The 25,185-nt window shown below is 43.1% G+C and carries 24 protein-coding genes; 20 read left to right on the top strand and 4 right to left on the bottom strand.

Annotation, left to right across the window (positions count from 1 at the left end; translation table 11 throughout):
• Positions 1-9 precede the first annotated feature (9 nt).
• The 6 genes from nusA (at position 10) to C1G53_RS07870 (ending at position 6,425) form a co-directional block, all read left to right on the top strand.
• Positions 10-1,152, top strand: coding sequence for a transcription termination factor NusA (gene nusA, locus C1G53_RS07895; RefSeq protein WP_105118285.1), 1,143 nt, complete (start codon positions 10-12; stop codon positions 1,150-1,152).
• Between the two features lie 16 nt (positions 1,153-1,168).
• Positions 1,169-1,465 (top strand): RNase P modulator RnpM, encoded by a 297-nt coding sequence (rnpM, locus tag C1G53_RS07890; RefSeq protein ID WP_105118284.1) that lies wholly within the window; start codon positions 1,169-1,171, stop codon positions 1,463-1,465.
• Positions 1,452-1,760 (top strand): YlxQ-related RNA-binding protein, encoded by a 309-nt coding sequence (locus C1G53_RS07885; protein WP_238139121.1) that lies wholly within the window; start codon positions 1,452-1,454, stop codon positions 1,758-1,760. The genes rnpM and C1G53_RS07885 overlap by 14 nt, the downstream gene beginning before the upstream one ends.
• Positions 1,761-1,777: 17 nt before the next feature.
• Positions 1,778-4,561, top strand: coding sequence for a translation initiation factor IF-2 (gene infB, locus C1G53_RS07880; RefSeq protein ID WP_105118282.1), 2,784 nt, complete (start codon positions 1,778-1,780; stop codon positions 4,559-4,561).
• 121 nt (positions 4,562-4,682) lie between these two features.
• Complete coding sequence (gene rbfA / locus C1G53_RS07875; RefSeq protein WP_024379497.1) at positions 4,683-5,036, top strand: 30S ribosome-binding factor RbfA; 354 nt, start codon at positions 4,683-4,685, stop codon at positions 5,034-5,036.
• 243 nt (positions 5,037-5,279) lie between these two features.
• Positions 5,280-6,425, top strand: a complete 1,146-nt coding sequence (locus C1G53_RS07870; protein WP_105118281.1) for a carbohydrate-binding domain-containing protein — start codon at positions 5,280-5,282, stop codon at positions 6,423-6,425.
• 42 nt (positions 6,426-6,467) lie between these two features.
• On the opposite strand, the gene C1G53_RS07865 is transcribed toward C1G53_RS07870, so the two are convergent.
• Positions 6,468-7,127, bottom strand: a complete 660-nt coding sequence (locus C1G53_RS07865; RefSeq protein WP_105118280.1) for a trimeric intracellular cation channel family protein — start codon at positions 7,125-7,127, stop codon at positions 6,468-6,470.
• Positions 7,128-7,360: 233 nt separating this feature from the next.
• Between C1G53_RS07865 and C1G53_RS07860 the strand changes: the two genes are divergently transcribed.
• The 5 genes from C1G53_RS07860 (at position 7,361) to C1G53_RS07840 (ending at position 13,738) form a co-directional block, all read left to right on the top strand.
• The gene (locus C1G53_RS07860; protein ID WP_002942391.1) at positions 7,361-8,329 is read left to right on the top strand and encodes a thiamine pyrophosphate-dependent dehydrogenase E1 component subunit alpha; all 969 of its coding nucleotides are present in this window, start codon (positions 7,361-7,363) and stop codon (positions 8,327-8,329) included.
• Positions 8,330-8,380: 51 nt separating this feature from the next.
• Complete coding sequence (locus C1G53_RS07855) at positions 8,381-9,376, top strand: alpha-ketoacid dehydrogenase subunit beta (RefSeq protein WP_014638601.1); 996 nt, start codon at positions 8,381-8,383, stop codon at positions 9,374-9,376.
• A gap of 225 nt (positions 9,377-9,601) precedes the next feature.
• Entirely contained in the window at positions 9,602-10,987 is a 1,386-nt protein-coding gene (locus C1G53_RS07850; RefSeq protein ID WP_105118279.1) for a dihydrolipoamide acetyltransferase, read from the top strand.
• A 196-nt stretch (positions 10,988-11,183) separates the two neighbouring features.
• Positions 11,184-12,944, top strand: coding sequence for a dihydrolipoyl dehydrogenase (gene lpdA, locus C1G53_RS07845; protein ID WP_105118278.1), 1,761 nt, complete (start codon positions 11,184-11,186; stop codon positions 12,942-12,944).
• Positions 12,945-13,057: 113 nt separating this feature from the next.
• A complete protein-coding gene (locus tag C1G53_RS07840) occupies positions 13,058-13,738 on the top strand; it encodes a hypothetical protein (RefSeq protein WP_105118277.1) in 681 nt (226 codons plus the stop codon).
• A gap of 44 nt (positions 13,739-13,782) precedes the next feature.
• On the opposite strand, the gene C1G53_RS07835 is transcribed toward C1G53_RS07840, so the two are convergent.
• Complete coding sequence (locus tag C1G53_RS07835; RefSeq protein ID WP_105118276.1) at positions 13,783-14,739, bottom strand: hypothetical protein; 957 nt, start codon at positions 14,737-14,739, stop codon at positions 13,783-13,785.
• A gap of 153 nt (positions 14,740-14,892) precedes the next feature.
• On the opposite strand from C1G53_RS07835, the gene C1G53_RS07830 reads away from it, so the two are divergent.
• From C1G53_RS07830 to rpsR, 4 genes are all read left to right on the top strand, one after another.
• Positions 14,893-15,882 carry a lipoate--protein ligase gene (locus C1G53_RS07830; protein WP_029944207.1) on the top strand — a complete coding sequence of 330 codons (990 nt, stop codon included), beginning with the start codon at positions 14,893-14,895 and terminating at the stop codon, positions 15,880-15,882.
• A 172-nt stretch (positions 15,883-16,054) separates the two neighbouring features.
• Positions 16,055-16,345, top strand: coding sequence for a 30S ribosomal protein S6 (gene rpsF, locus C1G53_RS07825; protein WP_002942403.1), 291 nt, complete (start codon positions 16,055-16,057; stop codon positions 16,343-16,345).
• 11 nt (positions 16,346-16,356) lie between these two features.
• Positions 16,357-16,851 (top strand): single-stranded DNA-binding protein, encoded by a 495-nt coding sequence (locus C1G53_RS07820; RefSeq protein WP_105118275.1) that lies wholly within the window; start codon positions 16,357-16,359, stop codon positions 16,849-16,851.
• A 31-nt stretch (positions 16,852-16,882) separates the two neighbouring features.
• Entirely contained in the window at positions 16,883-17,122 is a 240-nt protein-coding gene (rpsR, locus tag C1G53_RS07815; protein WP_002939250.1) for a 30S ribosomal protein S18, read from the top strand.
• A gap of 410 nt (positions 17,123-17,532) precedes the next feature.
• Here rpsR and C1G53_RS07810 read toward each other — a convergent pair whose 3' ends face one another.
• The gene (locus C1G53_RS07810) at positions 17,533-18,189 is read right to left on the bottom strand and encodes a DUF1129 domain-containing protein (protein WP_105118274.1); all 657 of its coding nucleotides are present in this window, start codon (positions 18,187-18,189) and stop codon (positions 17,533-17,535) included.
• A gap of 15 nt (positions 18,190-18,204) precedes the next feature.
• Positions 18,205-19,149: a magnesium transporter CorA family protein gene (locus C1G53_RS07805; protein WP_105118273.1), complete on the bottom strand. Its 945-nt coding sequence runs from the start codon at positions 19,147-19,149 to the stop codon at positions 18,205-18,207.
• Positions 19,150-19,723: 574 nt separating this feature from the next.
• Here C1G53_RS07805 and uvrA point away from each other — a divergent pair.
• The 5 genes from uvrA (at position 19,724) to nusB (ending at position 25,163) form a co-directional block, all read left to right on the top strand.
• Positions 19,724-22,552 carry an excinuclease ABC subunit UvrA gene (gene uvrA, locus C1G53_RS07800; protein WP_105118272.1) on the top strand — a complete coding sequence of 943 codons (2,829 nt, stop codon included), beginning with the start codon at positions 19,724-19,726 and terminating at the stop codon, positions 22,550-22,552.
• 99 nt (positions 22,553-22,651) lie between these two features.
• Positions 22,652-23,713, top strand: a complete 1,062-nt coding sequence (locus tag C1G53_RS07795) for a M24 family metallopeptidase (RefSeq protein WP_105118271.1) — start codon at positions 22,652-22,654, stop codon at positions 23,711-23,713.
• A gap of 64 nt (positions 23,714-23,777) precedes the next feature.
• Positions 23,778-24,335 (top strand): elongation factor P, encoded by a 558-nt coding sequence (efp, locus tag C1G53_RS07790; RefSeq protein WP_029998462.1) that lies wholly within the window; start codon positions 23,778-23,780, stop codon positions 24,333-24,335.
• Positions 24,336-24,361: 26 nt separating this feature from the next.
• Positions 24,362-24,754, top strand: coding sequence for an Asp23/Gls24 family envelope stress response protein (locus tag C1G53_RS07785; protein WP_105118270.1), 393 nt, complete (start codon positions 24,362-24,364; stop codon positions 24,752-24,754).
• Positions 24,744-25,163: a transcription antitermination factor NusB gene (nusB, locus tag C1G53_RS07780; RefSeq protein WP_105118269.1), complete on the top strand. Its 420-nt coding sequence runs from the start codon at positions 24,744-24,746 to the stop codon at positions 25,161-25,163. Before C1G53_RS07785 ends, nusB begins: the two co-directional genes overlap by 11 nt.
• Positions 25,164-25,185 lie beyond the last annotated feature (22 nt).

Genomic DNA, 25,185 nt, shown 5'->3' with positions numbered 1-25,185 from the left:
GAAATCAAAATGAGTAGAGAAATGCTAGAAGCCTTCCGTATTTTAGAGGAAGACATGGGTATTAACAAGGCGGATATTATCGATGCAGTGACAGAATCACTTCGTTCTGCTTATAAGCGCCGCTATGGACAAGCTGAGTCAGCAGTTATCGAGTTTGATGAGAAGAAGGCTGATTTCCACGTATATACTGTCCGTGAAGTAGTGGATGAGGTCTTTGATAGCCGTTTGGAAATCAGCCTCAAGGATGCCTTGGCCATCTCAACTGCTTATGAAATGGGTGATAAAATCAAATTCCCAGAAGATCCGGCAGAATTTGGTCGCGTAGCTGCCCAATCAGCTAAGCAAACCATCATGGAAAAAATGCGCAAGCAAAAGCGTGCCATTACCTTTAATACCTACAAGCAACATGAAAATGAAATCATGTCTGGTACGGTAGAGCGTTTTGACAATCGTTTTATCTATGTCAACCTTGGCACCATTGAAGCCCAGTTGTCAAAACAGGATCAAATTCCTGGTGAGGTTTTCCAATCACATGATCGCATCGAAGTCTATGTTTACAAGGTAGAAGATAACGGCCGTGGGGTGAACGTATTTGTCAGCCGTAGCCATCCAGAGATGATCAAACGCCTCATGGAACAGGAAATTCCTGAAGTATATGATGGAACTGTTGAAATCATGAGTGTGGCCCGCGAAGCTGGTGACCGTACGAAAGTTGCTGTCCGTAGTCATAATCCAAACGTGGATGCTATCGGGACTATCGTTGGTCGTGGTGGTTCAAATATCAAGAAAATCACCAGCAAATTCCACCCAGCTCGCTACGATGCTAAAAATGACCGCATGATTCCAACTGAGGAAAATATTGACGTTATCGAGTGGGTAGCAGATGAAGCAGAATTTATCTACAATGCTCTCGCTCCTGCAGAAGTTGACCAAGTATTGTTTGATACAGAAGATGGCAAGCATGCTACGGTTGTTGTGCCAGATGATAAATTGTCACTAGCAATTGGTCGTCGTGGTCAGAACGTTCGTTTGGCAGCCCATTTGACAGGCTTCCGTATCGACATCAAGTCTGCTTCCGAATATGAGGCATTTGAGGCGGCTCAATATGCAACAGAAGAGCTTGTAGAAGAAGTCGCGGAAGAACTAGAATAAGACAAAAGGAGCAACCATGGCAAAAGCTAGAAAAATACCCTTGCGCAAGTCTGTGGTGTCCGGTGAAATCATCGACAAACGGGATTTGCTCCGTATTGTAAAAAATAAAGAAGGTCAAGTATTTATCGATCCAACAGGCAAGGCCAATGGGCGAGGAGCCTATATCAAACTAGATAATACGGAAGCTGCCCAGGCTAAAAAACGTCGTGTCTTCGATCGTTCCTTTAGTATGGAAGTAGCTGAAGAGTTCTATGATGAATTGATTGCCTATGTTGATCACAAGGTCAAGAGGAGAGAACTTGGACTGGAATAAGAAACAGAAAATCTTAAATTTATTGGGATTAGCCCAGCGAGCAGGTCGCCTGGTTTCAGGTGAGGACCTGGTTGTTGAAGCTATTCAAAAAGGAAAGGCAAAATTGGTTTATTTAGCTAATGATGCTGCTGGAAATTTAAGTAAAAAAGTAACAGATAAAAGTCATACCTATCACGTAGAAGTTGTAACAGTGTTTTCAACACTGGAATTGAGTGCAGCTGTCGGCAAGGCTAGGAAAGTTCTTGCAGTGACAGACGCTGGATTTACAAAGAAGATGAGGTCTATTATGGAATAGAACAGGAGGACAAGGCATTGTCTAAGAAGAGATTGAATGAAATTGCCCGAGAATTAGGCGTAAGTAGCAAGGAAGTTGTTGCTAAGGCTCAAGAATTGGGTTTTGAAGTCAAAAGCCATGCTTCAAGTGTAGATGAAGCAAGTGCCAAACGTTTGGCTGACAGCTTTACTAAGAAAGCAGAAGCTCAAAAACCAGTTGAGAAAGTCCAGTCTGTTGAGAAACCGACTGAAAGCAAGGCTCCAGTAGCAAAGCAAGAAGCACCCGCTCCAGCTACCAAGGAAGAACCGAAGGCAGTTGCTCCAGCAGCACCTCACCGCCCACAGAGCCGTAACTTTAAGGCAGAGCGTGAAGCGCGTGCCAAGGAACAAGCAGCTAAGCGAGCTCAGGGTAAAGGTGGACAAAATAAACAAGGTCAAGACCGTCGTGACAACCGTCAGCAAGGCCAAGGCCGTCCAAGTAATGAACGCAATGAGCGTCGTGATAACAGACGTGAGCAGGGTTCAGACAAGCGTAGGGACAATCGTTTTGGTGACCGTTACGATAATCGTGACAACCGTTCTACTCAATCAGCACGCTTTGAGCAAAAAGAGGTTGCAAAACCAGCAACACCGAAGATTGACTTCAAAGCGCGTGCAGCAGCCTTAAAAGCAGAGCAAAATGCAGAATACGCTCGTACCAGCGAAGAACGGTTCCGTCAGGCCCAGGAGGCTAAAAAGCAACCGAAAAAGCCTAAGGAAATCAAGTTCGAAGAACCGGTGATTGAAAGCAAGCCATTTGTCAAACCAGCACCAGTCGCAGCGGTGCCTGAGAAGGTTGCAGAAAGTGCTCTAGATACCCGTCGTAAAAAACAAGCTCGACCAGACAAGAAACGTGACTTTAATAGTGACGAAGAAGATGGTCCACGGAAACAACAAAGAAATCGAAATAGTCAAAATCAAGTGAGAAATCAAAGAAATAGTAACTGGAATAACAACAAGAAAAACAAAAAAGGCAAGAGTAACCAACCTGTCAAGCCAGCAACTGAACGCAAGTTCCACGAATTGCCAACAGAATTTGAATACACAGCTGGCATGACCGTTGCAGAAATTGCAAAACGGATCAAACGTGAACCTGCTGAAATTGTGAAGAAACTCTTCCTCATGGGTGTCATGGCAACTCAGAACCAATCTCTAGATGGCGACACCATCGAACTCCTTATGGTAGATTATGGAATCGAGGCCAAGGAAAAGGTTGAGGTCGATAACGCTGACATTGAACGTTTCTTCGTCGAAGAGGGCTACCTCAATGAAGAGGAAATGGTTGAGCGTCCACCTGTTGTGACCATCATGGGACACGTTGACCACGGTAAGACAACCCTTTTGGATACCCTTCGTAATTCTCGTGTGGCAACAGGCGAAGCAGGAGGTATCACCCAGCATATTGGTGCCTACCAAATCGAAGAAAATGGCAAGAAAATTACCTTCTTGGATACGCCTGGACACGCTGCCTTTACATCTATGCGTGCTCGTGGTGCTTCTGTGACCGACTTGACCATCTTGGTCGTTGCAGCAGATGACGGTGTCATGCCACAGACCATTGAGGCCATCAACCACTCCAAAGCTGCCAATGTTCCAATCATCGTTGCTATCAACAAGATTGACAAGCCAGGAGCCAACCCAGAGCGTGTTATCGGTGAATTGGCTGAACACGGCGTTATTTCAACTGCCTGGGGTGGCGAGTCTGAATTCGTAGAAATTTCTGCTAAGTTCAACCAAAATATTGATGAGTTGTTGGAAACAGTTCTTCTTGTAGCTGAGATCCAAGAACTTAAGGCAGACCCAACTGTTCGTGCTATTGGTACGGTTATCGAAGCTCATTTGGACAAAGGAAAAGGTGCTGTTGCGACCCTTCTTGTTCAACAAGGTACCTTGAATGTTCAAGACCCAATCGTTGTCGGAAATACCTTCGGTCGTGTTCGTGCCATGACAAATGACCTTGGTCGTCGTGTCAAGGTGGCTGGACCATCTACACCGGTTTCGATCACTGGTTTGAACGAAACGCCAATGGCTGGCGATCACTTCGCTGTCTATGAAGATGAGAAATCTGCGCGTGCAGCCGGTGAAGAGCGTGCTAAACGTGCCCTTCTCAAACAACGTCAGGCAACCCAACGTGTCAGCCTTGAAAACCTCTTTGATACCCTTAAAGCAGGTGAAGTTAAGTCTGTCAACGTCATTATCAAGGCCGATGTACAAGGTTCTGTAGAGGCCCTTGCAACCTCTCTTCAGAAAATCGAAGTGGAAGGCGTGCGCGTCAATATCGTTCACTCTGCAGTAGGTGCTATCAACGAGTCTGATATTACACTTGCAGAAGCATCAAATGCCCTTGTAATTGGTTTCAACGTACGTCCAACTGCTGAGGCTCGTAGTCAAGCAGAAGCAGATGATGTAGAAGTTCGCCTCCACAGTATCATCTATAAGGTGATTGAAGAGATGGAAGATGCCATGAAAGGGATGTTGGATCCTGAGTACGAAGAAAAAATCATCGGTGAAGCGATCATCCGTGAAACATTTAAAGTGTCTAAAGTCGGAACGATCGGTGGTTTCATGGTTGTACGTGGTAAGGTTACCCGTGATTCAAGTGTTCGTGTTATCCGAGATGGCGTTGTTATCTTTGACGGTAAATTGGGCAGCTTGAAGCGTTACAAGGATGATGTGAAAGAAGTCGGTAACGCCCAAGAAGGTGGTTTGATGATTGAAAACTACAACGACATCCGTGTAGATGATACCATCGAAGCCTACATCATGGAAGAAATTAAGAAATAACAGCTTTTTAAAAAGCAAGGGTGTCAAGGGAACTGAGATATTTGTTCTACCGAAGCCCTCTTATGAAACAATGTTAAGCTGAGGAAACTCAGCTTTTCTATCATCTAAGAAAGGAATGACTATGGCAAACCATTTTCGAACAGACCGTGTTGGGATGGAAATCAAGCGCGAAGTCAATGAGATTTTGCAAAAGAAAGTTCGCGATCCCCGTGTACAAGGAGTGACCATCACTGATGTGCAGATGGTCGGCGATTTGTCCATGGCCAAGGTTTACTATACCATTATGAGTAACCTGGCTTCTGACAATCAAAAAGCCCAAACAGGTCTTGAAAAAGCAACAGGAACCATTAAGAGAGAACTAGGTCGCAAGCTGACCCTCTATAAAATTCCTGATTTGGTCTTTGAAAAAGACCAATCCATTGAGTACGGCAACAAGATCGATCAGATGTTGCGTGCCCTTGAGCAAAAAGATTAAGATAGGAAAGTCGGATGGCAACATTCGGCTTTTTAGCTTCTGAATGGGCTATATGTGGAAAGACCAATCAATTGAATGTATTAATTCAGGTTTGGTTGACATGCTGGTGAGTTAGAAAGCATTGCGGTCTATTTTAAGTTTTCTTTTGGCTATCTTTAATCTTTCTTTTAGGAATGTGGAGTAAACTAAGAGCATATCAGGAAGGCAAGCGAACTTCCTAAAGAAAGAAAAGGAATTTACATTATGAAAACAAATCTTAAAAAACTTCTTTACTCTGGCGTCACTCTTATGAGTTTAGGTGTCTTGGCTGCTTGTTCGACAGCTTCAAGTTCTACAACAACATCAAGTTCAGCAACGACTAGTCAAACAAATGTCGCTTCAACCACAAGCAACGGAAACTCATCGACTTCGAGTACTTCTTCAATTGACTGGTCAGCCCTTCCAACAACAGAAGTAACATTGTCAAATGATGGTTTGAACATTACGGAAGGTGGTACCTACATCCTGACCGGATCAACAACTGCAGGTGTGACAGTTGAAACAGATGCCAATGTCCGTATCGTTTTAGCAGGTGCAGAAATCTCAAGTTCAGATACTGCTGCTATCAATGTCATTCAGGCTGATAATGTTGAATTGGAAATCAAAGACGGAACTAGTAATACTGTAAAAGATACTAGCAACCACTCAGATACAAACATTGAAGGTGCTATCCATGTTGAAGCAGATTTGACTATTACTGGTAATGGAAATCTAACAGTTGAAGCAAACTTCCAAGACGGTATTGTTTCAACGGATGACATGGTTGTCAATGCTGGCAATATCAAAGTAACAGCAGTTGATGACGGTATTCGAGGGAAAGATTCGATGACTGTCAATGGTGGAGCCATTGATGTAACAACAGGTGGTGATGGTATCAAGTCAACAAATGACACGGATACAACAAAAGGTTATACAACGATTACTGGTGGTGCTATCACTGTGAAGGCAGGTGATGATGCCATCAAGGCAGAAACCGCACTGACAATTGATGGAGGCACGATTACTGTTCCAGAATCAGCAGAAGCTATGGAAGGAACGAATATTACCATCAATGGTGGTACATTAGATGTCTACGGTTCAGATGATGCTATCAACGCGGCAAGTACAATTTCATCAGACATCTTTATCAAAGTGACTGGTGGTGATTTGAAAGTTGCAGTAGGTAGTGGAGATACTGATGCTTTTGATGCCAATGGGGATATCTACATCACAGGTGGTACAATCGATGTTACAGCGCCAACTTCAGCCTTTGACTTTGACGGTACAGTTGAATTCACTGGTGGCACAGTAACTGTTAATGGCCAACAAATTAGCCAGATTGTAGCAACTGGTCCTGGCGGTGGCTGGTAAAAAACTGAATATAGGATAAGAAAAAGGTCTGAGTTGAGTAACTCAGACCTTTCGTTTTCTATCCATATTTGGGAGGTTAATCTTATACTTGATGACCAAGAGTCGAATAATCAGACTGATGGAAAAAATACTAATGAAAATGGGAATTTGTGGTAATTGCCAATCGACAATACAAAGGTGGTAGAGAAGGCCAGAAAAGAAGGCTAGCACAGCATAAACATCTTCTTTCAGAACGATGGGCGTTTCGTTAACTAGTAAATCTCGGGCAATACCGCCACCAACACCTGTTAGAGCGGCCAAGATGCCAGTTGTCATGGCGTTTAGTTGAAGGTCAACTCCAGTATTGGCACCGATAAGGGCAAAGATGGCTAGTCCGATGGCATCAAAGACCAGATTGGTCTGGGAAAGTAAAATAATCATTTTTTTATCCAGTGGCTGGTCTTGCTTCATATTGATGACAATCACATACATGATAATGGCTACGCCGATAGAAAGGTAGATAGCCTTGGGGTCTGTTAAGGCAGCTGGGATATGATTGGCCATGGTATCACGAATGATCCCGCCGCCCACAGCTGTGATGATACTGAGTAGACAGATACCAAAAATATCTAGTTTCTTATTGAATCCCTTGACAGCACCTGAAACAGCGAAAGCGATTGTACCGATATAGTTGCAAATGATAAGAAATAAATCAAATTCCATAGGCACCTCCATCTATATAATAACAAAAAGAAAAAGGGCTGACAAGTCTGTCCAAAAGTTTGTGAAATAAAAAACAAATGAAAAAATAAAAAGTGAAGCAGTAGTAAAAAATAGCAGGAAAATCAGTGTTTTCACGAAATTTTCAGTAAATAAGAAAACGGTTCAAATACTTGCCATTTGTGAAATATTGGTCTATCATAGTACAGAAAGAGAAAAAACCTTTGGAGGAAATTATGGTATCTATCTCAAAAGAACAACACTTGGATATGTTCCTAAAAATGCAACAAATCCGTGATGTTGACATGAAATTGAACAAATTGGTGCGTCGTGGCTTCGTACAAGGTATGACTCACTTCTCAGTTGGTGAAGAAGCTGCGGCTGTTGGACCAATCGCTGGTTTGACAGAGCAAGACATCATCTTCTCACACCACCGTGGTCATGGTCACGTTATTGCAAAAGGTATTGATATCAACGGTATGATGGCAGAGCTTGCTGGTAAAGCAACAGGTACATCAAAAGGCCGTGGTGGTTCTATGCACTTGGCTAACGTTGAAAAAGGAAACTTTGGTTCAAACGGTATCGTAGGTGGTGGTTATGCCCTTGCAGTAGGTGCGGCCCTTACTCAACAATACCTCGGTACAGATAATATCGTTATTGCCTTCTCAGGTGACTCAGCGACAAACGAAGGTTCATTCCACGAATCAATGAACTTGGCAGCTGTTTGGAATTTGCCAGTTATCTTCTTTATCACTAACAACCGTTACGGTATTTCAACTGACATTTCTTATTCTACTAAGATTCCTCACCTCTACCAACGTGCTGCTGCATACGGAATGCCAGGTCACTATGTGGAAGATGGAAACGACGTGATTGCCGTTTATGAGAAAATGCAAGAAGTTATCGAATACGTTCGTGCAGGTAACGGTCCAGCCATGGTCGAAGTTGAATCATACCGCTGGTTTGGTCACTCAACTGCCGATGCAGGTGTTTACCGTACAAAAGAAGAAGTAAACGAGTGGAAAGCAAAAGACCCACTTAAGAAATACCGCAAATACTTGACAGAGAACAAGATTGCGACTGACGAAGAATTGGATGCCATCGAAGCACAAGTTGCAGAACAAGTAGAAGCATCTGTGAAATTCGCACAAGAAAGCCCAGATCCAGACATCTCAGTAGCTTACGAAGACGTGTTTGTAGACTAGTCTACTGTCCAGATTGAAGAAAATTTTTGATATAGTAGGAGAAATTTTAAAATGGCTGAAACAAAAGTAATGGCCTTGCGTGAAGCGATTAACTTGGCTCAAAGCGAAGAAATGCGTAAGGATGAAAAAGTATTCTTGATGGGTGAAGACGTCGGTATCTACGGCGGTGACTTCGGTACATCTGTTGGTATGTTGGACGAATTTGGTCCAAAACGCGTTCGCGACACGCCTATCTCTGAGGCTGCAATCGCTGGTTCTGCGGTTGGTGCGGCTCAAACCGGTCTTCGTCCAATCGTTGACTTGACTTTCATGGACTTCGTGACAATTGCACTTGACGCGATTGTTAACCAAGCTGCCAAAACTAACTACATGTTTGGTGGCGGCTTGAAGACACCTGTAACCTTCCGTGTGGCTTCAGGTTCTGGTATCGGTTCTGCAGCACAGCACTCACAATCTCTTGAAGCATGGTTGACTCACATCCCAGGTATCAAGGTTGTCGCACCTGGTACAGCTAACGATGCAAAAGGTCTTTTGAAATCATCTATCCTTGATAACAACCCAGTTATCTTCTTGGAGCCAAAAGCTCTTTACGGTAAAAAAGAAGAAGTTAACTTAGACCCAGATTTCTACATTCCACTTGGTAAGGGTGAAATCAAACGTGAAGGTACTGATGTAACCATTATTTCATACGGTCGTATGTTGGAACGTGCCTTGAAAGCGGCTGAAGAAGTAGCTGCAGAAGGCATCAGCGTAGAAGTGGTTGACCCACGTACCCTTATCCCATTGGATAAAGAATTGATCATCGAATCTGTGAAGAAAACTGGTAAGGTTATCTTGGTTAACGATGCTTACAAAACAGGTGGTTTCATCGGTGAAATCGCATCAATCATCACAGAAAGCGAAGCCTTTGACTACTTGGATGCCCCAATCATCCGTATCGCTTCAGACGATGTACCAGTTCCTTACGCAAACATTCTTGAAAACGCAGTATTGCCAAACGTAGAGAAAATCAAAGCGGCAATTTATAAGCAAGTAAACAAGGGTTAAGAATCATGAAAGGACGGGCAACCGTCCTAGCCCTGTTTGAAAGAATGTAACCTAGAATTGAGCCGACTTAGTGAATAAGTCTGGTTTAGTGGTTATGTAAGAAACTGAAAGAAAGGAATTGATCCCGTCCGGAAAACTAGGAGAAAAGATAAATCGTTAAGAAATCAGGATTTTCTTTGATTTCCTAAGCTCCTTCGTTTTCTGTTCGGACTTGGTATCTTAAAAATGGCTATTGAAATCATTATGCCTAAGCTCGGTGTGGACATGCAAGAAGGTGAAATCATCGAGTGGAAAAAACAAGAGGGCGATTTTGTCAACGAAGGCGACGTCATCTTGGAAATGATGTCTGACAAGACCAGCATGGAGCTGGAAGCAGAAGAGTCAGGCGTCTTATTAAAAATTGTTCATGGAAACGGTGCTACTGTCCCTGTTACCGAAGTTATTGCCTACTTGGGTGCTGAAGGTGAGACAGTTGACGCAGGGGCTTCATCTGCTCCAGTTGCTCCTGCAGCAGCAATCGAAGAAGTGCCTGCAGGTCGTACACCAGTAATCGTTGCTCCTGCAGCGGCTGCCAAACCACAAGGTGGTGGCAAGGTTCGTGCTACTCCAGCTGCGCGTAAATTGGCGCGTGAGCTTGGAATTGACTTAGGACTTGTGCCAGGAACTGGTGCAAATGGCCGTGTCCACAAGGCTGACGTTGAAGACTTCAAGGGAGCAGCTCCAAAAGCAACTCCGCTTGCAGCCCGTATTGCAGCAGACCAAGGTGTTGATTTGTCAACCCTTACTGGTTCAGGTGTCAATGGTAAGATTGTTAAGGACGACGTTCTTGCAGTACTTGCTCCTGCAGCTGTAGAAACTGCTGCTCCAGCACCGAAAGCAGAAGAGAAACCAGCTAAAGAATTGCCAGAAGGCGTTGAAATCATCAAGATGAGCCCAATGCGTAAAGCGATTTCAAAAGGTATGGTCAACTCTTACTTGACAGCTCCAACCTTTACGCTTAACTACGATATTGACATGACCAACCTCATGGCACTGCGTAAGCAGGTTCTTGAGCCAATCATGAACAAGACTGGTTTGAAAGTGACCTTTACAGACTTGATCGGTCTTGCGGTTGTTCGTACTTTGATGAAAGAAGAACACCGCTACATGAACGCATCCTTGATCAACGATGCTCAAGAAATTGAGTTGCACAAGTTTGTCAATCTCGGTATCGCGGTAGGTTTGGATGAAGGCTTGGTGGTGCCAGTTGTTCATGGTGCCGATAAGATGAGCTTGTCTGACTTCGTGGTGGCTTCAAAAGATGTCATCAAGAAGGCTCAATCTGGTAAGTTGAAGGGTGCAGAAATGTCAGGTTCTACCTTCTCTATCACCAACTTGGGTATGTTCGGTACTAAGACCTTCAACCCTATCATCAACCAACCAAACTCAGCCATCCTTGGTGTTGCAGCAACTGTTCAAACACCAGTTGTTATCGACGGCGAAATCAAAATCCGTCCAATCATGGCACTCTGCTTGACCATTGACCACCGTATTGTTGATGGTATGAATGGTGCTAAGTTCATGGTTGACTTGAAGAACTTGTTGGAAAACCCATTAGAATTGTTGATCTGATAAGGTTTCCATTGGTTTAAACTAGAGAATTAGATTTCTGAATAGAAAATAAAGAAAGGGAATAAGAGCGAGAGAGTTTTAGCAATTGAACCCGAGCGGAAAGCTCGGAAAAATAGATAAATCGTTTAGAAAATCAGGATTTTCTACGATTTCCTAATTTTTCAGTCGCTTTCTCTTCGCTCTTGGTATCTTAATCATGGCAATTGAAATTATTATGCCTAAACTTGGTGTAGATATGCAAGAAGGCGAAATCATCGAGTGGAAAAAACAAGAAGGTGATTTTGTCAACGAAGGCGATGTTATCTTGGAGATGATGTCAGATAAGACAAGTATGGAATTGGAAGCGGAAGAGTCAGGTGTTCTCTTGAAAATCGTTCACGGTAACGGTGCAACAGTTCCTGTAACAGAAGTCATTGCTTACCTTGGAGCAGAAGGTGAAACAGTTGAAGTAGGTAGCGCACCTGCTCCAGCTGAGGTTGCTCAAGCAACTGCTGACTTGAAAGCGGCTGGTTTGGAAGTGCCTGCAGCTCCTGCAGCAGCTCCACAAGCTCCTAAGGCTGAATTGGCAGCTGACGAGTATGACATGGTTGTTGTCGGTGGTGGTCCTGCTGGTTACTACGCAGCTATTCGTGGTGCTCAATTGGGCGGTAAAATCGCTATCGTTGAGAAATCAGAATTTGGTGGTACCTGCTTGAACAAGGGATGTATCCCAACGAAGACTTACCTCAAAAATGCTGAAATCCTTGACGGCTTGAAGATTGCTGCTGAGCGTGGTATCAACCTTGCTTCAACAAACTACACCGTTGATATGGATAAGACAGTTGACTTCAAGAACAAGGTTGTGAAGACACTGACTGGTGGCGTTCAAGGTCTCTTGAAAGCTAACAAGGTAACCATCTTCAACGGCCTTGGTCAAGTAAACCCTGACAAGACTGTTGTTATCGGCGACAAGGTCATCAAAGGTCGTAGCATCGTTCTTGCAACAGGTTCGAAAGTATCCCGCATCAACATTCCAGGTATCGATTCTAAGTTGGTATTGACTTCTGATGATATCCTTGACTTGCGTGAAATTCCAAAGTCACTCACTGTTATGGGTGGTGGCGTAGTCGGTGTGGAACTTGGTTTGGTTTACGCATCATATGGAACAGAAGTAACAGTTGTTGAGATGGCAGACCGTATCATTCCAGGTATGGACCGCGAAGTGTCTGTAGAATTGCAAAAAGTCCTTTCTAAGAAAGGTATGAAATTCTTGACATCAGTTGGTGTATCTGAAATCGTTGAAGCTAATAACCAATTGACCATCAAGTTGAACGACGGCTCAGAAATCGTTTCTGAAAAAGCCCTTCTTTCAATCGGTCGTGTACCACAATTGGCTGGTCTTGAAAATCTTAACCTTGAACTAGACCGCGGTCGTATCAAGGTTAACGAATACCAAGAAACATCTATCCCAGGTATCTACGCACCAGGTGATGTCAACGGTACTAAGATGTTGGCTCACGCTGCTTACCGTATGGGTGAAGTGGCAGCTGAAAATGCCATCCACGGTAACCACCACAAGGCTAAATTGGACTTCACACCAGCAGCGGTTTACACACACCCAGAAATCGCTATGGTTGGTTTGACAGAAGACCAGGCTATCGAGAAATACGGTAAAGAAAATATCCTTATCGGTCGCAACAGCTTCACTGGTAATGGTCGTGCTATTGCATCTAACGAAGCACATGGTTTCGTAAAAGTGATTGCGGATAAGAAATACCACGAAATCCTTGGTGTTCATATCATCGGTCCAGTTGCAGCTGAAATGATCAACGAAGCAGCAACTATCATGGAATCTGAGTTGACAGTTGACGACGTGGCAGCATCTATCCACGGTCACCCAACCTTCTCAGAAGTGATGTATGAAGCCTTCCTTGATGTGCTTGGTGTTGCAATCCACAACCCACCAAAACGTAAATAATCAGCTAAGCAAAAAGAAAGCCGTTTGGCTTTCTTTTTTTGGTGTGCTTGGAGATATTTATATTTTATGGATAGTATGATACAATAGTCAAAGAAACTATCAAAGGAATATATATGAAAAAATATTGGAAACGAACAGTTCTCATTTTATCGCTCTTTCTATTGATGGGGTGTGCAGCCTCTTCAGAAACGAAAAAGTCTGATGCAAGCACAAAATCTTCCATAAATACTCAGTTGAGTGGTGTAGAGGACCCAATACAGCTTTATTTTGAGCGACTAGATCGTAACATAAAAAATTATCTAAAGGAAGATATAAAAAAAGATATTCTTGATGATGTAGATATTGATAATATATGGTTTAATTCTATCCCTTACTATACACCGACAGAAAAGGAAATGGAAGCTATTATCGATGCTTACTGGGAGCGGTATATTAAAGATTGGGATGACTATACAATTTCTCTCAAGGCGGATTATGTTACGGAAATTATGATTGAAATAAACTATCGTTGGGAAGAACCCGATATGACTTTGCTCAATCAAAAAATTGAAGATCGGGAAAATGGGTTAAAGAAAACATTAAATGGTGATCATGCAAAAATGTTTCAAATGATTGCCCAAGAGATACCAGATATTATTCGGAACATGCCCGAAAGTGAAACAACAGCAAGGGAGCCTGAATATTATTCTCGAATTTTAAATGAAGTAGCTTCGGAAAATAAAGAAGATTCCAACAGTATCGATGATGTAAACTTAGAATTTCTGTATAGGCCACTAAGTCAACTCTATCCTTAATAAAGAAAAAGCTCCAAACAGCATTTGTGCTGAGTGGGGCTTCTTTAGTATTGATTGAGAATTTCTTTGATATACTCATTCTTATTTTCTTCGTTATAGGTCTTGGTTTCAGAGTATTGCCAAAGAACTTCGTTTTCTTCTTTGAAGTAAGTATGACGAATGGTCGTCTTGAATTCTGATCCAGTAGTACTGATACTGAGGGGAATATTGGTTAATCTATCTGAATAAAATAGCATGTAATAATACGATTGTTTTTCAGGATATATTTCATTCTTTACATCATAATCCCACCTTCTGTCCCAATAGTTAGGCTCAGCATTTGGATTATAGTTATCAAAAAATGCTTGACGTTCTTCTGAACTTGCTTCTGCACCTTGGATAAAATAGCGAGTTCGATGAGAAGGAGTCTCAGCCACTTTTGAATATTCATAATAGGTCTGTAATTGACCTGTTTCTGGATTTTTTAGTTTAAAGCGAGCTAAATGTAGAAAATTTGTATCAGCTTGAAATAAGGTATCGCCAGTATGTAGCATTAGAAGCTGGTCTAAGACTTCTATGTCATCTTCCTCTTCAAGAACCATACCTGGAAAGCGAAGACTTAGCTTATTGTAAAGATGCAGATTGGGGAGGAAGTTGTTAAAACCAGGTCCAACACCTTCATTGATTTCGATAGGTAGCTCTAATGTTTCACCATTATCCAAGTTAACCGTTAGGAAATAATTATTGTATCTTGACCTACTAATATGGTCTCTATCGGCTTCTTTCCAGCCCTCCTGATTCAAGATATGGGGTGGAGTGTCTTTGTGGGTAATTTCAATCTCGATGTCTTTGATAATAGCCTTTTGTGGCTTTAGATCTTTAATCACTTCATAATCATAGACTTTATGATAGATGTTTTCTTTATCAAACCATTCAGGTCGGAGTTTATAGCTTGTCCAAATAGCTAGACTAGATAGTAGAAGCATGCCTGCCAGACCATACCATATTTTTTTCTTCTTCATTTTCATTGACTTCTCACTTAAAAAAGTAATTTCTATTAGTATAGCATAAAAACAGACAGGAGGGAAGTTTTCCATTGAAAATCAAGCCTAGTGCTTGTCTTTTGTTATCGTTTCCACTATAATAAAAATTAGTTAACAATAAAGGAGTTTTGCATGAAATACATTGTAAATAATAGCAATGACCCAGCTTATAACATTGCGCTGGAAGCCTATGCATTCAAGGAATTAACAGATATCGACGAGATTTTTATTCTCTGGATCAATGAGCCTGCCATCATTATCGGTAAGCACCAGAATGCCATTGAAGAAATCAACAAGGAATTTACAGACGAAAAGGGCATCCATGTGGTTCGCCGTCTGTCAGGTGGTGGCGCAGTTTACCATGATCTCAATAACCTCAACTACACTATTATTTCAAACAAGGCGGATGAAGGAGCCTTTGACTTCAAGACCTTCTCTAAACCAGTGATTGATACCCTCGCTACATTAGGTGTAGAGGCCAATTTCACAGGCCGTAATGACCTGGAAATTGATGGAAAGAAAATTTGTGGTAATGCCCAAGCTTACGCTAAAGGCCGTATGATGCACCACGGTTGCCTGCTCTTTGATGTGGACATGTCTGTCCTAGCAAGTGCTCTTAAAGTCAGCAAGGACAAGATTGAGTCCAAGGGGGTCAAGTCAGTCCGTGCCCGTGTGACCAACATCAACAATGAATTGCCAGAGAAGATGACTGTTCTGGAGTTCAAGGATGCCATCCTCAACCAAATGAAGCAAGAATACCCAGACATGGATGAGTATGTCTTGTCAGAAGATGATTTGGCTCGTATCCAAGAAATCCGTGATACCCAATTTGCGACTTGGGATTGGACCTACGGTCAAACACCAGAATACACTGTGGAGCGTAGTGTTCGTTACCCGGCTGGTAAAATCACAACCTACATCAAGGCTGAAAAATCAGTCATCGAATCTATCAAGATTTACGGAGATTTCTTCGGAATTGGTGATGTATCGGACATCGAAGACTTGTTGGTAGGTACTCGTTACGAGTATGCAGATGTGCTTGCAAAATTGCAAGAAATCGACACAGCTCACTATTTCTCACGCATGACAACAGAAGAAGTGGCAAAAGCGATTGTAGCTTAATCTATCAGACTGTCCATGAACTTGGATAGTCTTTTCTTTTCGTGAAATTGTTTTCAGTAAGCCCTTTTCACTTGCACATTTTCTATATTATGGTATAATTATTTTCTGTGAGTATCCCTCACTTACTCGTGGCTAGACCATGAGTCATTAGACCAAAAGGAGGAACATATCAATGGCTAAATACGAAATTCTTTATATTATTCGTCCAAACATTGAAGAAGAAGCTAAAAACGCTTTGGTAGCACGCTTTGACTCTATCTTGACTGACAACGGTGCAACAATCGTTGAATCAAAAGCATGGGAAAAACGTCGCCTTGCATACGAAATCAAAGATTTCCGCGAAGGTTTGTACCACATCGTTAACGTTGAAGCAAACAACGATGAAGCTCTTAAAGAGTTTGACCGTTTGTCAAAAATCAACGGCGACATTCTTCGTCACATGATTGTCAAACTTGACGCGTAAGAAGGTAGATTATGATAAATAATGTAGTATTGGTTGGTCGTATGACCCGTGATGCAGAACTTCGTTATACTCCGTCTAACCAGGCTGTTGCGACTTTTAGTCTGGCAGTTAACCGCAATTTTAAAAATCAAAACGGTGAGCGTGAAACGGATTTTATCAACGTAGTCATTTGGCGTCAACAAGCTGAGAATTTGGCGAATTGGGCTAAGAAAGGTGCTCTGATTGGTATTACTGGTCGTATTCAGACTCGTAGCTATGATAACCAACAGGGACAACGTGTCTACGTGACTGAGGTGCTTGCGGATAGTTTCCAACTCTTGGAAAGCCGTACTGCTCGTGAAGGTCAAGGTGGTGCTTATTCAGCTGGTAATTCATTTGCTGCTGGGAACGACTATAACTCACCTTATCAAGCACCTGCACAATCTACACCTAACTTCGCTAGAGAAGAAAGTCCATTTGGAGCTAGTAATCCAATGGATATATCAGACGATGACCTACCATTCTAGGTCTGAAATAATAATATAAAGGAGAACACACATGGCTCAACAACGTCGTGGCGGCTTCAAACGCCGTAAAAAAGTTGACTATATCGCAGCTAACAAAATTGAATATGTTGATTACAAAGATACTGAGCTTCTTAGCCGTTTCATTTCTGAACGTGGAAAAATTCTTCCACGCCGTGTAACTGGAACTTCAGCTAAAAACCAACGTAAAGTAACAACAGCTATCAAACGTGCTCGCGTAATGGCATTGCTACCATTCGTAAACGAAGATTAGTAAAAAGACCCTGACGGGTCTTTTTAGCTTGCGCTCTAGAAATGCGAAAAGCGCAATAACAGTATGGGTCATTTTTTCATGAGCTCGGAAATTAGAAGGCGAATTGAGACCCCAACGGGTCATTTTTTCTTGCGCTCTAGAAATGTGAAAAGCGCAATAACAGTATGGACTGTTTTTTCATGAGCTCGGAAATTAGAAGGCGAATTGAGACCCCAACGGGTCATTTTTTCTTGCGCTCTAGAAATGCGAAAAGCGCAAGAACAGTATGGACTGTTTTTTCATGAGCTCGGAAATTAGAAGGCGAATTGAGACCCTGACGGGTCTTTTTCGCTTGCTCTAAGTAGACTGGGGGAAGCCAGTATCCATGGATAAAAACAAGGCGACTGGATAGACCAATCGCCTTTTGTTTATTATTGTACAGGTGACATTGCGTTACGGATATTGTATTTCTTTTTCAAGAGGTAGCGAGCACCGAAAGCTGCAGCTCCAATAATAATGGTAACAAGTGGAGGCAAGACAGGGTTTAGGCTAGCAGGGATTAGTGCTGCCAAGAGGAAGACAAGTGACCATGCCAGCGTAGCAAGTCCGAGGAAGAGGATTGCTTTTAATAATTTAGGACGTTGACCAGTTTTGATTTGTTCTCTGTAAACGAAGTGGTACATGAAGTACATACCTGCGCCGACACCAAAACCAATGACCAATAGAGTGAACAAGCCATACTGGGCACCTTGTCCCAATAAGTTCATCAATCCATTGATACCTGCAATAATAGCAAGCATGAAGAGACTGGAATCGAGCCACATCAACCAAGGATTTTCGTTGTATTCAACTTGGTCTTTCTTTTCTTGTTCAGAAAGAGTTTTGCTGGCCGCCCATTCACTCGGTGCTCCATAGAGATTGCGAGCTGTTACGCCAGTTTTTTGTTTCTCGATAATAGTCGGCAAGATTTCTTCCAACAGTTCCTTAATTTCGCTATCAGACTTACCATCTTTGATGAGCTGGTTGGTGGCAATGTGGATGAATTCCTGGTTTTTCTTGGTTAATTCTTTAAATTCTGTAAATGACATTGTAATCTCCTAATGTTAGAACCATCTCTTACGAATGAAGTAGAAGGTTAATGATAAGCTGATGGCAAAGGCGAAGAGGATAATCCACCAAAATGCATAGGGAATATCGTTGAAGGGAATAATGTTATCCTTAAAGTTCATACCATAGGCAGAGAAGACCATGGTTGGAATGGACATGACAATGGTCATGAGAGCCAAGGTTTTCATGATGGTATTCTGGTTGTTGGAAATGATGGATGCAAAGGCGTGGGTCATGGAGTTCAGGATAGAACCGTAGATGTCCGCCATCTCAATAGCCTGTTGGGTTTCGACCAGGGTGTCTTCCAACAAATCTTCGTCTTCTTCGTATTTTCGTAATAGGCGAGAAGAAGAAGCCAGCTTTTTGACCAAACGTTCGTTGGTTTTGAGGGAGGCCTTGAAATAGACAATGGTTTTTTCCAATTCCATGAGAACAATCAATTCTTCGTTACGAGTGGCTTCGTGGAGTTGTTTCTCAATCTCCTCGCTCTTTCTGTCAATGGTCCGTAGGGCAGACAAGTAGAGTTGGGCATTGCGGTAGAGGATTTGGAAAACGAAGCGAGATTTCATAAATGTGAAGAAATTCCGCAAACGCCGATGGATAAATTGGTCAAAGAGTGGTAAAGGCTCTAAACAAGTTGTAATAATGGCATCCTCGGTCAAGACAATACCAAGCGGAATGGTGATATAGTAGGTCTTGTTATTTCGCTCCTCAAGAATAGGAACGTCAACCAGGATTAGTGTGTAATCATCTTCGACGGTGATACGAGAAGATTCTTCCGCATCGAGTGGTGCCCGTAGGTCGGCGATATCAATCTTATAGTGTTCAGCCACTTCCATTGATTCGCTCTGGGAGGGGTTAACCAAATTAATCCAAGCCCCAGGTTCAAAGGTTTGGATTTCTTCTAAATCAGTCATGGTTGATAGAAAAATCTGTTTCATATGACGCCCTCCTTTTGCAATTGTTTCGTTAACGCAACCTCTATTATACCAAAAAATGTGTCGTTACGGAAAGCTTTTATGCAGAATTGTGATATAATATGAAGACATTTAAGTGAGTAAGTTGTACGGACTTTTTCTAATCTCTCATGGTACAGCTAGAGCCTCTTAAGAAAGGAATTGAACACGGGCTAAATGCAGTGTCAAAAAGTACTAGTTTCTTTATGGAATAAGTATGGGAACTGGTTTCTACGTCGTAGACATCTGTACTTTCTTCGGTTTTCGACCTGTGAAAGCACTAGTTGTCTTGACGGGGTGCGTCTTCGAAATCACAGATTTCGGGCTTACCGCCTATTTTGACTGTGCGTTTTACGGTCTTTGTATCTTTAGAAAGGATTTGAATGCGTGCTAAAAGCGTCGAGTTTTATACGGTTTCTTGACGTGAGATTTTCAAAACGATATTTTTTGAAAATCGAGCTAATACAAGATATAGAAATTGCCCATAGGCAGTTTCGTCTGATGATGCGGAGCTAGTTGACCGTCACCAGTTATCTTGTGAACGCACTTATATCATGTTATGCAAGAAAATATTGTGATTCATGGGGCGCGTGCCCATAATTTAAAAAATATTGATGTGACCATTCCGCGTGAGAAGTTGGTGGTGGTGACTGGGTTGTCAGGCTCTGGTAAGTCGAGTTTGGCTTTTGACACCCTGTATGCCGAAGGCCAACGTCGGTATGTGGAAAGTCTTTCAGCCTATGCTCGTCAGTTCTTGGGCAACATGGACAAGCCTGATGTGGATTCCATAGAGGGTCTCAGCCCTGCTATTTCCATTGACCAAAAAACGACGTCGCGGAATCCGCGTTCGACAGTTGGAACGGCAACAGAAATCAATGACTATCTTCGTCTGCTTTATGCAAGAGTGGGGACACCGTACTGTATCAATGGGCATGGTGCCATTGCGGCTTCGTCGGTTGAGCAGATTGTTGATGAAGTTTTGGAATTGCCAGAGCGTCAACGATTGCAGATTCTAGCTCCGATTGTTCGTAAGAAAAAGGGGCAACACAAGACCATTTTTGAGAAAGTGCAGAAGGACGGCTATGTTCGGGTTCGTGTCAATGGTGATGTCTATGATGTGTCGGAAGTGCCTGAGTTGTCCAAGAGCAAGGCTCATAATATCGAAGTCGTAGTCGATCGGATTGTCATCAAAGAAGGTATTCGCTCGCGGCTCTTCGATTCTATCGAAGCTGCCTTGCGGATTGCGGACGGCTATGTCATCATTGACACCATGGACGAGAAGGAACTGCTCTTCTCTGAGTACTATGCCTGCCCAGTTTGTGGCTTTACGGTGCCTGAGTTGGAGCCTCGCCTCTTCTCTTTCAATGCTCCTTTTGGGTCTTGTAGCGACTGTGACGGTTTGGGCATGAAGCTGGAAGTGGATACGGATTTGATTGTCCCAGATGCCAGCAAGACCTTGCGTGACGGTGCCTTGGCTCCGTGGAATCCTATTTCTTCTAACTACTATCCGCAGATGTTGGAACAGGCCATGAACCATTTTGGTGTGGACATGGACAAGCCTTTTGAGGAATTGACGGAAGAGGAGAAGAACCTGATTTTCAACGGTTCTGACGGGAAAGAATTCCATTTCCATTATGAAAATGAATTCGGTGGGGTGCGTGATATCGATATTCCCTTTGAAGGTTTGATTACCAATATCAACCGCCGCTACCGTGAAACCAACAGTGATTACACACGTACGGTTATGAAGACTTACATGAATGAGCTGACCTGTGGAACCTGCCACGGCTATCGCCTCAATGACCAAGCCCTGTCTGTTAAAGTTGGTGGCGAGCAGGGACTTCATATTGGGCAGTTATCTGACTTGTCTGTAGCGGATCATTTGCAAGTCATTGAAAATCTGACCTTGTCTGAAAATGAAGCGACGATTGCGACGCCCATTGTCAAGGAAATCAAGGATCGTCTAAGCTTCCTAAATAACGTTGGTCTCAATTATCTGACGCTTTCGCGAGCTGCAGGGACATTGTCTGGTGGTGAGAGCCAGCGGATTCGTTTGGCGACCCAGATTGGGTCCAACCTGTCAGGTGTTCTCTATATTCTGGACGAGCCGTCGATTGGTCTGCACCAGCGGGACAATGATCGTCTCATTGCCAGCCTGAAAAAGATGCGTGATTTGGGCAATACCCTGATTGTGGTGGAACATGACGAGGACACCATGCGGGAGGCGGATTGGCTGATTGATATCGGTCCAGGTGCGGGTGTCTTCGGTGGAGAAATCGTGGCCTCTGGAACGCCTGCCCAAGTAGCTAAAAATAAAAAATCCATCACAGGCCAGTACCTGTCTGGCAAACGTGAAATTCCTGTACCTCTAGACCGTCGTGTTGGCAATGGTCGTTTCCTAGAGGTGATAGGTGCCAAGGAAAACAACCTGCAAGATGTGACTGTTCGGTTCCCGCTTGGGAAATTTGTAGCGGTGACAGGGGTGTCTGGCTCAGGTAAATCAACTCTGGTCAACTCCATTTTGAAAAAAGCCATTGCCCAGAAACTCAATCGCAATTCGGACAAGCCAGGTAAGTTCAAGTCTATTTCAGGAATCGAACACTTGGATCGCTTGATTGATATTGACCAAAGTCCGATTGGACGGACACCGCGTTCCAATCCAGCCACCTATACAGGTGTTTTTGACGATATTCGGGACCTTTTTGCCCAGACCAATGAAGCCAAGATTCGTGGCTACAAGAAGGGACGGTTCTCTTTTAACGTCAAAGGTGGACGCTGTGAGGCTTGTTCTGGTGACGGGATTATCAAGATTGAAATGCATTTCTTGCCAGATGTCTTTGTTCCTTGCGAAGTCTGCCATGGTCACCGTTATAACTCTGAAACCTTGGAAGTACATTACAAGGAGAAAAATATCGCCCAAGTCCTTGATATGACGGTCAATGATGCGGTCGAATTCTTCAAACACATTCCTAAAATTGAGCGGAAACTCCGCACCATTCAAGATGTGGGTTTGGGCTATGTTACTCTAGGTCAGCCAGCAACCACCCTATCAGGTGGGGAAGCCCAGCGGATGAAGTTGGCTTCTGAACTCCACAAGCGGTCAACTGGTAAGTCCCTCTATATCTTGGATGAGCCGACGACAGGTCTTCACACAGAGGACATTGCCCAGTTGCTCAAGGTCTTGGCCCGCTTTGTTGATGATGGCAATACCGTGCTGGTCATCGAGCACAATCTGGATGTGATCAAGACAGCTGACCACATTATCGACATGGGACCAGAAGGCGGTGTCGGCGGTGGTACTGTTGTTGCGACAGGCACACCAGAAGAAGTAGCTAGCAACCCAGCCAGCTTTACAGGCCAGTATTTGAAAACCAAGTTGAAGTTATAAGTTACAAAAGTCGCTCTAGCGGCTTTTTTGCTTGCTGGAAACAATTGGTGTTTCGATTTATTTCTGCTATAATAGTTACAAAATCTTTGGAGGTAGCTTATGCAAGCGCGTGTGGAAAAATTTGAGACAAAATTAGCCCAATCTGATGTGGATGGGATTTTGGTAACGGGACAGAACAATATTTACTACCTAACTGATTTTTGGGGAACTGAGGCGACTGTCTTCATCAGTGGCAAGCGTCGCTTGTTTGTGACCGATGCACGCTATACCTTGATTGCCAAGGCTACAGTGCAGGGATTTGATATTATTGATAGCCGTTTTGCCCTTGAAGAGATTGCAAAGGTGATAAAGGAAGATGGCCTTGAAAAAATTGGTTTTGATAGCCAGGTGACCTATGGTTTCTATCAAAGTCTGACTAGTATTTTTGAGGGGTATCAGTTGGTTGCTATGTCAAACTTTATCGAAGACTTGCGTATGATTAAGGACGAGAAGGAAATTGCGACTATTCGCCGTGCATGTCAGATTTCAGACCAGGCCTTCATTGATGTTCTTGACTTTATCAAGCCAGGTCAGACGACTGAGATGGATGTTAATCATTTCCTTGACCATCGCATGCGCCAACTAGGTGCCGAAGGGGCATCGTTTGAGTTCATCGTGGCATCTGGCTACCGCTCTGCTATGCCTCATGGAAGAGCTTCAGAAAAAGTTATCCAAACGGGTGAAACACTGACCTTGGACTTTGGTTGCTACTACCAGCATTATGTCAGCGATATGACACGGACCATCCATATCGGACATGTGACCGACCAAGAGCGCGAGATTTACGATGTGGTCTTGCGTGCCAACAAGGCCTTGATTGACCAGGCCAAAGAAGGTGTGACTTACCGTGAGTTTGACGCTATTCCTCGTGAGATTATCAATGCGGCTGGTTATGGAGCCAACTTTACACACGGGATTGGGCACGGGATTGGCTTGGACATTCATGAATATCCTTACTTTGGAAAATCTGACGAGCCAATCAAGGCTGGTATGGTCTTGACGGATGAGCCTGGCATCTATTTGGATGATAAGTACGGTGTTCGTATCGAAGATGACCTCTTGATTACGGAAACAGGTTGCGAAGTCTTGACCTTGGCTCCAAAAGAATTGATTGTCATTTGAGAAATTTGACAGTTTATGGTAAAATAAAACGAATAAATAAAATTTTGAAGAGGTATTCAATACAATGATTGAAGCAAGTAAACTTAGAGCAGGTATGACCTTTGAAGCGGAAGGTAAATTGATTAAGGTTTTGGAAGCTAGCCACCACAAGCCAGGTAAGGGGAACACCATCATGCGTATGAAATTGCGTGATGTGCGTACAGGTTCAACCTTCGATACAACTTACCGTCCAGATGAAAAATTTGAACAAGCCATCATCGAAACTGTTCCAGCACAATATCTCTACCAAATGGATGACACAGCTTTCTTCATGAATACTGAAACTTACGACCAGTATGAAATTCCAGTAGCAACCATCAAAGAAGAATTGCTCTACATCTTGGAAAACTCAGATGTGAAAATCCAGTTCTACGGAACAGAAGTAATCGGTGTGACTGTACCAACAACTGTTGAATTGGTTGTAGCAGAAACCCAACCATCTATCAAAGGTGCTACAGTGACTGGTTCAGGGAAACCAGCTACAATGGAAACAGGTTTGGTGGTAAACGTACCAGACTTTATCGAAGCAGGTCAAAAACTTGTGATTAACACAGCTGAGGGAACTTACGTATCACGCGCTTAATCGTTTCCTCCTAGAAAGGAGAGCTTATGACAACAGAATACCAAGGTGAAATTGTTATTGCACCACGCGTTCTTGAAGTGATTACAGGTATTGCAGCAGCCAAAGTAGAAGGAGTACATTCTCTCCAAAACAAACGTGTTGCAGATACTTGGTCAAAAACATCCTTAAATAAAGGCGTCTATCTTCAAACTGATGAAGAAGGTAAGGTCACAGCAGACATCTATGTTTACCTAGAGTACGGTGTCAATGTTCCAGCTGTGTCTATGGATATTCAACGTGCAGTTAAAACAGCTATTTATAACTATGCAGAAGTTGAAGTGACTGCTGTCAATATTCATGTCAATGGCATTGTTCCAGATAAAACACCAAAACCAGCCTTGAAAGATTTGTTCGGAGAGGATTTCCTCGATGAAGAATAACAGACACGCCCTGCGTAAGTGTGCTTTGCAGGCAATCGTATCACTGGAATTTGGTCAAGAACCTGTACAGGCAGCCCAATTCTCCTATCTTTACGACCAAGAAGAAGAGCAAGAAGGTGTTGAAATTCCGCTTTTCCTTTTAAATCTTGTCAATGGTGTGGCAGATTATCGTGAGGATTTGGACAAGGAATTATCTAGCCGACTAAAAGCAGGTTGGACCTTGGACCGATTGACCTTGATTGATAAGAATATCATGCGTTTAGGTCTATTTGAAATCTTGCATTTCGAAGAAACACCAGACCGTGTAGCTGTCAATGAGGCCATCGAACTAGCCAAAGAATTCTCAGATGAATCCTCAGCCAAATTTATCAATGGTGTTTTGAGCAAATTTATAAAAGAAGAAGCCTAAGTGGTTTCTTTTTTTATGTTTG

Origin of the sequence: Streptococcus suis, assembly GCF_002960445.1 — a bacterium.
Lineage (GTDB): Bacteria > Bacillota > Bacilli > Lactobacillales > Streptococcaceae > Streptococcus > Streptococcus hyiners.
The sequence above is the reverse complement of the archived record's forward strand: the minus strand, read 5'-3'. Positions and strand labels throughout refer to the sequence as shown.